Below are 12,895 nucleotides of genomic sequence, written 5' to 3'. Positions count from 1 at the left end.
GAACAAGGATAAGGGCAGGCTCCATGGAAGCTTTCGCAGGCACCGCGTCACATTCGTCCCGCAAATGGGCACCGCCCGCTGACGCCAGCGACATCGTCAAGAGCATCCATGCGATGCTGCACCCGCGCAACATCGTGCTGGTCGGCGCCACCGACAAGCCCGGCAACTACGCCGAACGGATCTGGAACAATCTGATCAAATACCAATATGCCGGCGGCCTGTTTCCGATCAACGCCAAGCGCGAAACCATCTGGGGCGTCACCTGCTACAAAGATTTCGCCAGCCTTCCCGAAAAGCCGGACCATGTGCTGGTGCTGGTACCGGCCCGCTTTGCCGTGCAGGTGATCCGCGACGCGGCCGCTGCCGGCGCCCGCTCGGCGACCATCGTCACCTCCGGCTTCAGCGAGCTGCAGGATGAGGAAAGCCAGCGGCTTGCGGAGGAGCTGAAGCAGGCGATCAAGGAGACCGGACTTGCGGTTACCGGTCCGAATTGCCTCGGCAATCTCAGCGCCGGCGAGAACCTGTTCACCAATATCGACGACCGCATCGTCACCATGGAGCCGGGTGCGGTGGCGATCGCCGGCCAATCCGGCGCGATCGTGATGGCGATCCGCCAGGCTCTGGAGGATCGCGGCGTCGGCGTCGGCTACATGGTCACGACCGGCAACGAATCCGGCCTCGAGACCCCGGACCTGATGAGCTATTTCGCCGCCGATCCTAGCATCCGCGTCATCGTGGTCTATCTCGAGGGCGTCAGGAACACAAAAGTGTTCCGCGAAGCCTGCAAGGCCGCGCGCGCCGCGGGCAAGCCGGTGATCGCGCTCAAGCTCGGTGCCTCCGAAGGCGGGCGCGCCGCCGCGATGGCCCATACCGGCGCGCTCGCCGGCTCGATCGAGACATTCGATGCGATCTCGACCCGCGAAGGCGTGATCCGCGTGCGCGGGCTGGATGAATTGATCGAGACCACCGAGTGCTTCGTCCATGCCGATCCGCCGAAGGGCAACCGCCTCGCGGCGGTGTCGCTGTCGGGCGGCAAGCGCGGGCTGCTGATCGACGCGTTCTATTCCGCCGGCCTGAACTTCGCGCCGCTGAGCCCGAACGCGACGGAGCAGCTGGCGAAGATGCTCGGGCCCGGCAGCATCGTCGGCAACCCGCTCGACGCCGGCTTCGCCGCGGTGGTCGATCCCTCCGTCTACATGAAGTCGATCAAGATCATGATCGACGATCCTGACACCGACATCGTCATCATCGATGCCGAGCTGCCGAAGGCGCCGCATGAGCTGCGCGAGCGCAATCTGCGCATCGTCAACGAGATGGCGGGCCAGGCCAACAAGCCGGTGATCTATATCAGCGCGATGTCGATCGGCTTCACTGAATTCACCAAGGGACTGCGCAAGTCGCTGCCCGATATCGCCGTCATGCAGGGGCTCGACCGCGCGGTCGGCGCGATCAAGTCGCTGATCGAATATGCCGGTCTGCGCAAGGAAGTGCCCGACATCGTGTCGAGCTCGAAGGCGTCCGCGCGCGCGGTGCTGGAGAAGACGCTGAAGGCCGCCAACGGCGCCGCCGCGCTCGACGAGGTTGCCTCGAAGCAGCTGCTCAAGGCCTATGGCATCCCGATCTCCAAGGAGGACGTCGCGCAGACCGCGGCGGAGGCCGTCAAGATCGCCAAGGCGATCGGCTTCCCGGTGGTCGCGAAAGTCGTCAGCCCCGATATCCTGCACAAGTCGGATATCGGCGGCGTGGTGCTAAACCTTGCCAACGCCGCCGAGGTGAAGAAGGCGTTCAACGACATCACCGCGCGCGTGAGGAAGCTGAAGGGCAAGCCGAAGCTTGAGGGCATCCTGATTGCGCAACAGGTCAAGGCCGACCTCGAGCTCGTGGTCGGCGCCTCGCTCGATGCCGAGATGGGCCCCGTGGTGCTGTTCGGCACCGGCGGCGTCGATATCGAGCTGCTGAAAGACGTCGCCCTTGCCGGCGCGCCGCTCGACGCTGCCGAGGCCAAAGAACTGATCGCCAAGACCAAGGCCGGCGTCAAGCTGAAGGGCTATCGCGGCAAGCCCGCGCTGCACGAGCCGTCGGCGGTGAAGGCGCTGGTCGGGCTCTCCAACCTGATGGCCGACGCCAATGGCCGCATCGCCTCGATCGACGTCAACCCGTTCCTGATCAACAGCAAGCTCGGCGTCGCCGTCGATGGCCTGATCGTGCTGAACAACGCCGCCGCGAACAAGGCGGCGGGGCATTAGGTTGATCGCGAATTCATCACCGTCATCCTGAGGTGCGAGCGGAGCGAGCCTCGAAGGATGCACGGCCCGGCTGGTGGCCGTCGATCCTTCGAGACGCCGCTTCGCGGCTCCTCAGGATGACGGAACTATGAGCGCGTCAGCGCTTCGCCCGCCACCGCTCGGCTAAAAGCTCGCGCCCCACTGCCGCGCGGTCTGCATCACCCAGTCGCGATAGAGCGTGAGCGGCGTCACCCCGGTGATGCCGCCGCAGCCCGTGGTGCCGTTCGGGCCGGTGGACCAGCTCACCACGCCGACGATGACGGGCCCGCCTGGCTTGTCCTCGAACACGGGCGCACCGGAATCGCCGGTGCAGGCGCCGAGCCCGTCGCGCACGCCCTGCCCGACCGGATCGACCAGGCGGATCTGCAGCGTGCCGGGCTTGCCGCTCGCGATCAGGCCGGCGACGCGAATGCTGCCGCCGCTCTTGCCGTCGCCGCGCACGGTGACACCGACGCCTGCGACGGTGAAGCGGCCGCCGACCAGGATCGGAATGTTGGGCATGCCGAGCACGGCCGGCGCCTTGCCTGCGGCCGGGTCCGCAAGCTGCAGCAGCGCGACATCGGCGGTCGCCACATGATTGGTCATCGCCTGCATCCGAAAGCCGGGATGGATCGCAACCGTCTTGACGTCCTGCAGCTTCGGCTGCCGATCCGGCCCATAGTCGACGATCTTGTAGTCGGCACCGGGCTGTACGCAATGCGCCGCGGTCAGCACCACCTTCGGCGCGATCAGCGCGCCGGTGCAGAAATTGCCACGCGAGCCGACGATGGTGACGACGGCGCGCGCGACGCCATCGGTCGACGGCGCGCCACCACCGACGATCGCGAAGGCCGGCGTTGCCATCAACAGGGTCAGAAAGGCTGTCGCTCGAATCACGCTCGTCATGGAACCCTGTCGATCTGCATCTGTATTGAGCACATCCGAGGCGCGGCATTGCGTCGCTCACACTCGGCCGAAGAACACACAATCTTGTACAGAGCATCCGGGCCCGCACGCGTCAATTATCTAAATATCTAGGCGTCGATCACTACGGCGTTGAAGTCGCCACGAGATTTCCTGCAGCCCATGGTGCGCACGCGCTGCGTGTCGCCGCCTTGCCGCGATCTCCATCACATCGTATCCTGCGTCGCGTTGCCGGCATAACGTTCGAATGTGAACTGTATCTCTTGATCACGCGCCTATCGGGGCCGTAGTTTCGACCCGATAATAATACAACCTCTGGCAGCATACCGCATACTTACCTTCATGACTTTCTGGATGCCGGTGCCGTTGACTTACAGACGGCTTTTCATCCGCCATTTCGTTGAGTTTCGAGGATAATGATGAGGATCGCGGTCGTCACGCCGATCAGGCTGTTCAGCGAGGGGCTTGCCTCGAGTTTCCAAAACCACGCCGAGTTTGCCGTCGAGGCGGCGGTCGCCGATCTTGCCGGCCTGCGCGCGACCCTCGAGACCGGAAGTGTGAGCGTCATTCTGATCGACGTCACACAGGGCATCGATCTCGACGAGGTGCGCGTGATTGCGAGCGAGCATGCGGAGATCGCGCTGGTGGCGCTCGGCCTCAACGAGGACCGGCGCGACGTGGTCCGCTGCGGTCGGGCCGGGTTCAGCGGCTACATTTCCCGGAATGCCAGCTTCGACGAGCTGTGCCGCGCACTGTCGGACGTGGCGTCAGGGCGGCTTGCCTGCAGCGCCGAGATTTCCGGCGGCTTGCTGCGCGCGCTGTTTTGCATGGAACGTCAGACGGATACGATCGATACCGACCAGGGACTGACGCGCCGCGAAGGCGAGGTTCTCAAGCTCATCGGGCAGGGCATGTCGAACAAGGAGATCGCACGCGATCTCAAACTCAGTCTTGCAACCGTCAAGCATCACGTCCATCACGTGCTGCAAAAGCTCGGCCTGCCGCGCCGGGCGCAGGCGATGCGGCGGGTCCGCGAAGCGCCGTGGCTCGCATCATCTGCGCCGGCTCTCGATCGTCGCCGCGAGCTCGACTGACACCAGCGACCTGAATTCCGTATTCGACTGACCGCAGCGCGCGCACGCATTGGTGCGCAGATGCTGCGCGGCTTTGCACGCATGCGCGCCGCATCACGCCGCGAGATCGATCCCGACTAAACCCTTTGATCGATCCTTCGAGGCGCAGGATCGATCTCATGGATCGGTCGATCCGTATCATCGGCTCGATCCTTTCTGATCCACCGCGGTGAATAGGCCTTTCGCGGCACACCTGCCACAATAGCAGCAACGCAGCGACATGCCGCTCTTTTCGTTCGCTGCCCGGTTGCAGATTGCCGTGGAAGACGGATCGGCTGCACGCATTCGCAGCAGATCGGCCAGGATCGATTTCATGAATCCAGTTGCCGACATCGCTGGTCTGGCTGCCTTGTGGCAGAGAACGTCGGGTGGCGACCCCGCGGTGAAGATCGCAATCATCGACGGCCCCGTCGATCTCAATCATCCCTCGCTCAGGCAGGCCCGTGTCGCCATGGGCGGCGAGTTCGTCGCGCCGTCGTCGTCGATCATCCAGTCCGAGCACGGCACGCATGTCACGAGCGTGCTGATGGGGACACCCGGCAGCCCGGTGCTCGGCGTCGCGCCGAACTGCAGCGCAACCGTGTTCTCGATCTATCGCGAGAATGCCGCCGGACAGATCGAGCCGTCCTCGCAAAGCACCTTGGCGCTCGCAATCAACCAGGCGCTGGCGGTGGGCGCCGACATCATCAACATCAGCAGCGGTCAGCAATCCGCGACGGGACAGGCCGATCGCATTCTGGTCGACGCGGTGCGGGCCTGCGAGCGCGCCGGCAAGCTGATCGTCGCCGCCGCCGGCAATGATGGCTGCCGCTGCGTCCAGGTGCCGGGCAGCCTCGCTTCGGTGCTTGCGGTCGGCGCGTGCGATCTGGCCGGCAACCCGCTGCCGTTCAGCAATTTCGGCGACGCCTATCTCGAGAACGGCATCCTGGCGCCGGGCGACAACATCGCCGGCGCCTCGCCGGTCCGCAACGTCAGCCTGCGTTCCGGAACGAGCTACGCGGCGCCGATCGTCACCGGCGTCGTCGCGCTGCTGCTTTCATGCCTGCGCCAGAACGGACGCAAGGCCGATCCGCAAGCCGTCCGTGCCGCGCTGCTCGAAAGCGCGGCGCCGTGCCGCAACGACGGCAGCGCCTCGCGCTGTCTCGCCGGACGGCTCGATATTCCCGCGGCTGTCGCCGCCCTGCTTGGCGAGCAGGCGGACGCCGTCATGCCGTCGGGTACCACGGCCGCGCCTCCCCGCTTCTGGGGAGTGTCCGCGCGCCCTTTCGTCCAACCGTCATCCGCCGCTCAGCCAACTGCAACCAGAGAGGGTTCCATGGGAGATCTATCAGCAATGTCTGCACCATCGGCTCCGCGCATATTCGGGCCGGACGGCTCGGTCCTGCGAAGCAACGCCGGGATCATGCCAAGCGAGGCGCAGCCCGCCGCGCCGACGGCACCTGCGGCCATGGCCGCTTCAGTTGATCACGGCGTCGTCGCCGCGCCGATCGCCGCACCCGCGCCTTATCCGTATCACGCCCCCCATGCGGGCGGCGACATGGTCTGGATGCCTGCACCGGCACCCCAGATGGTGATGCCGCCGATGATGATGCCGCAGATGGCAATGCCAACGGCCGGCATGATGCCGCAAACCTGGCTGCAGCCGCAGCAGCTGCACGCGCTGATGCCGAGCAATGCGCTTCCCGTCGCAATGCCCCAGGCGCTGCCGATGTATGAAGCGCCCGCGGTTCGAACCAGCGAGAAGAACTGCGGCTGTGGCGGCGGCATGCGTCCGCGGGGCGCGACGGCCGAGTCCACCGGTCAGCTCGCCTTCCCGATCGGCCGGCTGTTCTACGATTTCGGCAAGGAAGCCCGCCTCGACTACTTCGTGCAGGCGATCGCCAACTGGCGCGACAGCCTGATCGGACGTGGCGATCCGGCGTTCGGGCCCGAGCGCGACCACTCCGGCGATACCTCGGCGCCGTACAATCCGGCGATCATGGCGCGCTATCTGCTGAATCAGGCCGAAGGCGAGACCGCGACACCGGCCGGGGCCGGCAACAACTTCCCGGACGCCGACGCCATCACTTGGACGATGACGATCGATTCGATCCCGATCTATGCGATCAAGCCGCTCGACGTGTTCGGTCTCGGGTTCTTCGCCGCGCTGATCCTGGCGCTGTGGCATCAGGAAGTCTCGCATGACGATCCCGCGACGACCCGCACCGTGGTGCTGGCGAATGCGGCTGCCGCCGGCGCTGACGCACGACCGATCACGCCCCCCGCATTCCCGCCGCGCGGCGGCGTCGCGCGGGTCTCGATGGCCGGTTGGGTCGACAGCACCAACACGACCAAACTGCTCAACGGCACGGTCGTTCCGACGCTGGTGACCGATTGGCGCGGCTTCTACCAGTGGGATCTCTACACGCTGTTCGGGCCCGACCCCACCACTTGGCCGGACGGCGCCGAGGGCTTCCTCGACCGCATCTACAACGAATTCCGCAATGTCGGCCTTTCGCCGCAGGATCGCGCGCTGAACTACTCGGCGATGAATGCCTACAATACGCGGAAGATCTTCACCGACGTCGCCAAGAAGGGCTTGCGGCTCGACACCGTCGAGGTCGACCAGAGTCTCATCTGCCGTCCGGAATCGATTTGCCACGACGTGACCTACCGCTTCTTCAACCCGACGCAGGTCCTGACCCAGGCGCGCGAAGTCTATCAGTACACGATCGACGTGAGCGACGTGGTGCCGGTGGCGGTCGGGCCGCTGCGGCAGTGGCAGGTCTATTGACGCGATTGCTCCTCTGCGTCCGGAGGAGATCAGAACGTGGCGCGAATTAGCGTCACGTGGTCCAGGGGATCGACGCGATGAGCGATCCCCTGGGCGACGTCCAGCGACGGCTGCCCCGGTCGGTGCCCACCTCCCGTAGTTGCCGTCAATTCAAACCGAAAGAAGGAGCTGAACATGTACGCAAGGAACGACTTTGAGACCTTCGGCAGCGTGCGTAGCCCGATCCAGTGTGAGGGCATCGAGCGCGGTCCGAAGCGGATTGCCGAAGTGGCGACCAACGGGTCGGTCAACCCGCAGGGTTGGCAGGACATCCTCGGTACGGCCGTGCAGGCGCTGCCGGGCGTCCTCGGTGCCTTCGGCATCTGATCGCCAAACTCGGGGCCCGGCGCAGTCGGGCCCCACCCCTGTCCTCGAGGAGGCCGACATGATGCAGAAATCCACCGCCGGAAGCCCACAGCAACAGCAGAAGAACGGTCGCCGGATCGAGCCCTCCGGAAAGATCGTCGTGTCGTCAGTCGTGACCCACGCCTCGCTGCTCGCCGCGATCAGCGACCGCAACCCGATCATCGCCAAACGCACCACATCCGACGAAGACAAATCCTGACGTCGTCGTCATCACCCAACCTATGGAGCCGATGCCATGGCAAAACCGCCCCGCAAATCCGGATCCGACAGCGCCGCCTCTCCGCCGCCCGCGGAAGCATCCGCAGCGTCAAGCCTTGCCGACGCGCGGCGCCCGTTGGAGGCGGCCGTTGTCGCCCGTCCGAAGATCGCCACCACGCCCGCCCCGCCGACAACGTCGGCCTACATGGCGCCGCCGCAGGGCCCCGGTGCTCCGCAGCAGATGCGCCATGATGGCTCGCCGCGCTCGGAGGAGCGGCTCAACACCGCGATGAAGATCCTGCTCGATCCCGCAGCCCGCGGATTGCCGAGCAAGGTCTATTCCGGACAGGCACGAAACTGGACCCGCAGACCGTAACCAGGTCCACGCACTGAGCGGCGCTTCGATCCGCTACCCGGATATGCAACGGCCCGCCCGATCCGGCGGCGCGGCCGTTGCCGCTCGTCGGAGAGAGACATGAACCAGAACGGCAATCCTAACGGCAATCCCCCTGGCATCAATCTGCGCCGTGCCGCCGGCACATTCGTGGGCCTCGGGACCCTCCTGTTTCTCGCGGCCGGCACCCTGCGATGGGCCGGCGCCTGGATGTTCCTGCTCGAGATCACGATCGGTGGACTGATCACCGAGGCATGGCTCGCCAGACATGATCCGGGGCTGCTGGCGGAGCGCCGCACGGCGCGCGGCCAGGCCGGGTGGGATCGCGCCATCACGACGATCATGCCGCTGTTGTGGCTGACATGGTTGCCGCTGATGGCGCTCGACGCGGTGCGCTACCAGACATCGTTCATCCCGTTCTGGCTGCAATGCGCCGGCGCGGTGATGATCGCCGCATCGTTCTACATCGTCTACCGGACCTACCAGGAAAACAGCTACGCCGCCCCGGTCGTGAAGATCCAGCGCGAGCGCGGGCATGCTGCGGTGACCACGGGGCCGTACGCCTATGTGCGGCACCCGATCTATGCCAGTGGCCTGTTGACCTATGTCGGCACCCCGCTGCTGCTCGGATCCTGGTGGGGCCTTGGCATCGTGCCTGTCATGGCGGCGCTGCTCGGCCTGAGGTCCATGATGGAGGAGCGGATGCTCGCCGCCGAGCTCGACGGCTATGCCGAATATCTCGGGCGCGTGCGCTACCGCCTGGTTCCGATGGTCTGGTGAGACCGTTCCGTATGGCGGAGTTTGCCGCAAACTGGCGGCTTGCCTGATCGGCGGCAATTCCAATAAAGAAGGCTGAACGCGCGTTTCCCTGTCTTCGGCCAAAATGGCCGGACGACCCGAGGCGAAGCCGCCGCTTTGCAACGGGCAGGACATTGATGATCGAGGCAGTGATCTGGGATTTCGGCGGCGTGTTGACCACCTCGCCGTTCGAGGCCTTCGCACGCTACGAGACCGAGCGCGGCCTGCCGGTCGACATCATCCGCCGCACCAACGCAGCCAACCATCTCGAAAACGCCTGGGCCAAGTTCGAGCGCGCCGAGATCGGAATCGACGCGTTCGACGAGCTGTTCGCCACGGAATCGAAGGCGCTCGGCGCCGAGGTGCGCGGCAAGGACGTGCTGCCGCTGCTCTCCGGCGACCTGCGCCCGGAAATGGTCGAGGCGCTGAAGCGCATCAAGGCGAAGTTCAAGACCGGCTGCATCACCAACAATCTGCCGTCGAATGCAATCGGCAGCCACAGCGGACGCACGCTCTATGTTGCCGAAGTGATGTCGCTGTTCGACCATGTCATCGAGTCCGCGAAGATCGGCCTGCGCAAGCCCGATCCGCGCATCTACCAGATGATGGTGGAGACGCTGCAGGTGAACCCGAAGAACTGCGTCTATCTCGACGATCTCGGCGTCAACCTGAAGCCGGCGCGCGAGATGGGCATGACCACGATCAAGGTCACGAACGCCGCGCAGGCGATCTCCGAACTCGAAGCGGCGACCGGCGTCACGCTGAGGTGAAACAGCCTCCCGGCATATTCACTCCGCATTCAGGCGGCAGTCGCTAATTCTCAGCCTCCCCTGGGTCACGGCGCGACGATGAAATCGCATCGTGATCCCATTCCTGGTCTGAGCATGACGTTCCGGAAAAGCCGACGTTCACTTCTCCGGATCATGCCCGCGGAGGCACATCCCATGAAACATCTCGTCGTCGCCCTGGTCTCGGCTGGTTCGCTGCTGGTCTCGGTCGCAGCGTTCGCGCAATCGACTTCAACCCCCGCGCCGCCGGCGGCTCCCGCGCAAGAGAACACGTCGGCGGCAGCGCCCGTCCCCGGTGCCAAGCGCGCGGCCTGCCAGAGCGCGGCGAAGGCGCTGAAGGGACAGGACCGGCATGACCAGATGCAGCTCTGCATGGCGCAGGCGCATCTCGACTGCCTGAAGCAGGCGATCGACCAGAAGATCGTCGGCCCACAGCGCAAGGATTTCGTGAAGAGCTGCGCGGGCTGACGGTAGCCGGGCTACGAGATTCTTCTCCTTCCCCCTGAAAGGGGGAAGGTCGGGATGGGGGTCAGCCGCAGACGCCGGTGTTTATGGAGAGAGCAGATCCCCCCGCTTTGCTCTGGCGAGCAAAGCGACCTCCCCTTTTCAAGGGGAGGTTCCGTAGCCCGGATGAAGCGAAGCGAAATCCGGGACAGATTATCCGCGGAGAGACCTTCCCGGATTGCGCTTCGCTTCATCCGGGCTACGCTCCCCGTATTGCGCTCGGCGGAAATATCCCGGAACTATGCGCTACCCCAGCCCTTAACCCCATGCCGTTGCGGGCCAAACGAGCCTTGTGCTTTGCCCGCAACGGGAGCAGAACAGGTCCGAGTTCAAGGCAAATTCGGAGCTGATCCTCGTGGCTGACACTAGGCCCACCGCCTCGATCGAGGCCGTGGAAAGCGGCCTCGCCGCGCAAGGCTATATTGCGAGCCGGCAGATCGCGACCGCGGTCTATCTGTCGCAGCAGATCGAGAAGCCGATCCTGGTCGAAGGTCCTGCCGGCGTCGGCAAGACCGAGCTTGCGAAGGCGATCGCGGCCTGGCGCGGCCTGAAGATGATTCGCCTGCAATGCTATGAAGGCCTCGACGAAGCCAAGGCGCTGTATGAGTGGAAATATGCCAAGCAGCTGCTCTACACCCAGATCCTGAAGGACAAGCTCGGCGAGGTGCTCGGCGGCGCGCAGACGTTGGCTGCGGCGCTCGACCAGCTCCACACCTTCGGCGACGTGTTCTTCTCCAAGGAATTCGTCGAGCCGCGGCCGCTGCTGCAGGCGCTGGAGCAAGAGGCCGGCTGCGTGCTGCTGATCGACGAGATCGACAAGTCGGACGCCGAATTCGAATCACTGCTGCTGGAAATCCTCTCCGACTTCCAGGTCACGATCCCCGAGCTCGGCACCGTCTCCGCGGTGGCGCCGCCGACCGTGATCCTGACCTCGAACAGCGAACGCGATCTCGGCGATGCCTTGAAGCGGCGCTGCCTGCATCTGCATATCGGCTTTCCGGAGCAGAAGCTGGAGGAGCGTATCGTCGAGAGCCGGGTGCCCGGCATCTCGCAGACATTGCGCAAGCAGATGATCGGCTTCATCCACGAGATCCGCTCGCTGGATCTGAAGAAGCTGCCCTCGGTCAGCGAGGCGATCGACTGGGCGCGCGTGCTGGTGCTGCTACAGGCGAGCGAGCTCGACCACGAGATCGTCAAGGACACGCTCAACGTGCTCCTGAAATACGAGGCCGATATCGAGGCCGCGACGCCGCAGATTTCGTCCTTCATCGCCAAGGCGTCGCGCCAAGGCGTGTTCAGCTAGACCAAGATGCGCGAGAACCTGCATCGCTTCTTTCGTGCGGCGCGGGGAGCCGGGGTCCGGGTCTCGCCCGCCGAAAGCATCGATGCGATGCGGGCGGTCGCTCAGGTCGGCTTTGCCGACCGCGACATCCTGCGCGACACATTCCTGCTGACGCTTGCCAAGACCCAGGACGAGAAGCGCTCGCTCGGCGAGTGCTTTGACCTGTTCTTCAGCCAGCCCGAGCCGCAGCAGGAAAGCGCCGAGCAGAACAAGACCGACGACAACAGCGAATCCGGCGCCAACCCGTCGGCCGATGAGCATGGCGATACGGCAGGCGGCGCCGCCAACGAGAATGTCGGGCCGCTGGCGCAGATGCTGCTGTCGCAAGATCGCGCCGCGATATCGACGGCGATCGCCAATGCCTCCGGCGCCGCCTCGCTGCCCGATATCCGCTACTTTACCCAGCGCGGCATCTTCCAGACCCGCATCCTCGATGCGATGGGCATCCAGCGCCTGCGCGACGACATCGACGAGCAGACTACGCGCAATCCGGCGCTCGCCGAGCGGCTGCAGGAGGCGCTCAACGGCCTGCGCGGCACGGTTCGCGACGCGGTCTCGCAAGCCTTGCTGCTCTACGGGCGCGAAGAGACCGAAAACCTGCGCAACGAGATCCTGCGCAACGCCCCGCTGGCGCGGATCGAGCCGCGTCAGGTCGAGCAGATGCGCGCGCTGATCCGCCAGATCGCGCGCCGGCTGCGCGAGCGCTATTCCAAACCGCGCAAGCGTCAGCGCCGCGGCCATCTCGACGTCCGCCGCACGCTGCGCCGGAACGCGGCCTGGGGCGGCGTGCCGTTCCTCACCGCGTGGAAGCGCAAGCATCGCGACCGGCCGAAGATCATAGCGCTGTGCGACGTCTCGGGTTCGGTCGCCCGCGTCTCGGACTTCTTCCTGCTCCTGATCCACAGCCTGCACGAGGTGGTCGACGACGTCCGCTCGTTCGCCTTCTCGGGCCATTTGATCGAGGTCAGCGACATCCTGGAATCGAAATCGCCGGAAGAGGCGATGAAGGAGATCATGTCCAAGGTCGGCTTCGGCTCGTCCGACTACGGCAATTCCTTCGCCGATTTCGAGCACAATTGGATGAGCGCGATCACGCCGCAGACCACGGTGATCGTGCTCGGCGACGCCCGCAGCAACAATCTCGACCCGCGCGCCGACATCCTGCGCCGCATCGGCGAACGTTCCAAGCGGTTGGTATGGCTCAACCCCGAAGGCCGCATGGTCTGGGGCTTCGGCGATTCAGAGATGCCGCGCTACGCGACCTTCTGCACCGTGGTGCGCCAATGCGCGACCGCCCGGCAGCTCGAGCGCGCCGTCTCCGACATCGTGGCGACCTATCAGTAGATCGCCAGCATTTTCGAGCGAAGTAGAC

At 65.2% G+C, this 12,895-nt stretch carries 12 protein-coding genes; 11 read left to right on the top strand and 1 reads right to left on the bottom strand.

Features of this window, described 5'->3' with window-relative positions; all coding sequences use genetic code 11:
- Nucleotides 1-23: 23 nt before the first annotated feature.
- Nucleotides 24-2,246: an acetate--CoA ligase family protein gene (locus tag AAFG07_RS02545; protein ID WP_342725870.1), complete on the top strand. Its 2,223-nt coding sequence runs from the start codon at nucleotides 24-26 to the stop codon at nucleotides 2,244-2,246.
- A gap of 162 nt (nucleotides 2,247-2,408) precedes the next feature.
- Here the strand turns inward: AAFG07_RS02545 and AAFG07_RS02540 are convergent, their stop codons facing one another.
- Nucleotides 2,409-3,170, bottom strand: coding sequence for a trypsin-like serine protease (locus AAFG07_RS02540; RefSeq protein WP_342725869.1), 762 nt, complete (start codon nucleotides 3,168-3,170; stop codon nucleotides 2,409-2,411).
- Between the two features lie 437 nt (nucleotides 3,171-3,607).
- Between AAFG07_RS02540 and AAFG07_RS02535 the strand changes: the two genes are divergently transcribed.
- The 10 genes from AAFG07_RS02535 (at nucleotide 3,608) to AAFG07_RS02490 (ending at nucleotide 12,867) form a co-directional block, all read left to right on the top strand.
- Entirely contained in the window at nucleotides 3,608-4,282 is a 675-nt protein-coding gene (locus AAFG07_RS02535) for a response regulator transcription factor (RefSeq protein WP_342725867.1), read from the top strand.
- Nucleotides 4,283-4,634: 352 nt separating this feature from the next.
- The gene (locus AAFG07_RS02530) at nucleotides 4,635-7,094 is read left to right on the top strand and encodes a S8 family serine peptidase (protein ID WP_342725866.1); all 2,460 of its coding nucleotides are present in this window, start codon (nucleotides 4,635-4,637) and stop codon (nucleotides 7,092-7,094) included.
- A 174-nt stretch (nucleotides 7,095-7,268) separates the two neighbouring features.
- Entirely contained in the window at nucleotides 7,269-7,460 is a 192-nt protein-coding gene (locus tag AAFG07_RS02525; RefSeq protein ID WP_029080476.1) for a hypothetical protein, read from the top strand.
- Nucleotides 7,461-7,518: 58 nt separating this feature from the next.
- Nucleotides 7,519-7,698: a hypothetical protein gene (locus AAFG07_RS02520; RefSeq protein WP_342725865.1), complete on the top strand. Its 180-nt coding sequence runs from the start codon at nucleotides 7,519-7,521 to the stop codon at nucleotides 7,696-7,698.
- Between the two features lie 36 nt (nucleotides 7,699-7,734).
- Nucleotides 7,735-8,073, top strand: coding sequence for a hypothetical protein (locus AAFG07_RS02515; RefSeq protein ID WP_342725864.1), 339 nt, complete (start codon nucleotides 7,735-7,737; stop codon nucleotides 8,071-8,073).
- A gap of 99 nt (nucleotides 8,074-8,172) precedes the next feature.
- Entirely contained in the window at nucleotides 8,173-8,871 is a 699-nt protein-coding gene (locus AAFG07_RS02510; RefSeq protein WP_342725863.1) for an isoprenylcysteine carboxylmethyltransferase family protein, read from the top strand.
- A gap of 155 nt (nucleotides 8,872-9,026) precedes the next feature.
- Nucleotides 9,027-9,659, top strand: coding sequence for an HAD-IA family hydrolase (locus AAFG07_RS02505; protein ID WP_342725862.1), 633 nt, complete (start codon nucleotides 9,027-9,029; stop codon nucleotides 9,657-9,659).
- A gap of 174 nt (nucleotides 9,660-9,833) precedes the next feature.
- The gene (locus tag AAFG07_RS02500) at nucleotides 9,834-10,145 is read left to right on the top strand and encodes a hypothetical protein (protein WP_342725861.1); all 312 of its coding nucleotides are present in this window, start codon (nucleotides 9,834-9,836) and stop codon (nucleotides 10,143-10,145) included.
- 391 nt (nucleotides 10,146-10,536) lie between these two features.
- The gene (locus AAFG07_RS02495) at nucleotides 10,537-11,484 is read left to right on the top strand and encodes a MoxR family ATPase (RefSeq protein WP_342725860.1); all 948 of its coding nucleotides are present in this window, start codon (nucleotides 10,537-10,539) and stop codon (nucleotides 11,482-11,484) included.
- 6 nt (nucleotides 11,485-11,490) lie between these two features.
- Nucleotides 11,491-12,867, top strand: a complete 1,377-nt coding sequence (locus AAFG07_RS02490) for a VWA domain-containing protein (protein WP_342725858.1) — start codon at nucleotides 11,491-11,493, stop codon at nucleotides 12,865-12,867.
- Nucleotides 12,868-12,895: the final 28 nt, after the last annotated feature.

Origin of the sequence: Bradyrhizobium sp. B097 (assembly GCF_038957035.1) — a bacterium.
Classification (GTDB): domain Bacteria; phylum Pseudomonadota; class Alphaproteobacteria; order Rhizobiales; family Xanthobacteraceae; genus Bradyrhizobium.
The sequence above is the reverse complement of the archived record's forward strand: the minus strand, read 5'-3'. Positions and strand labels throughout refer to the sequence as shown.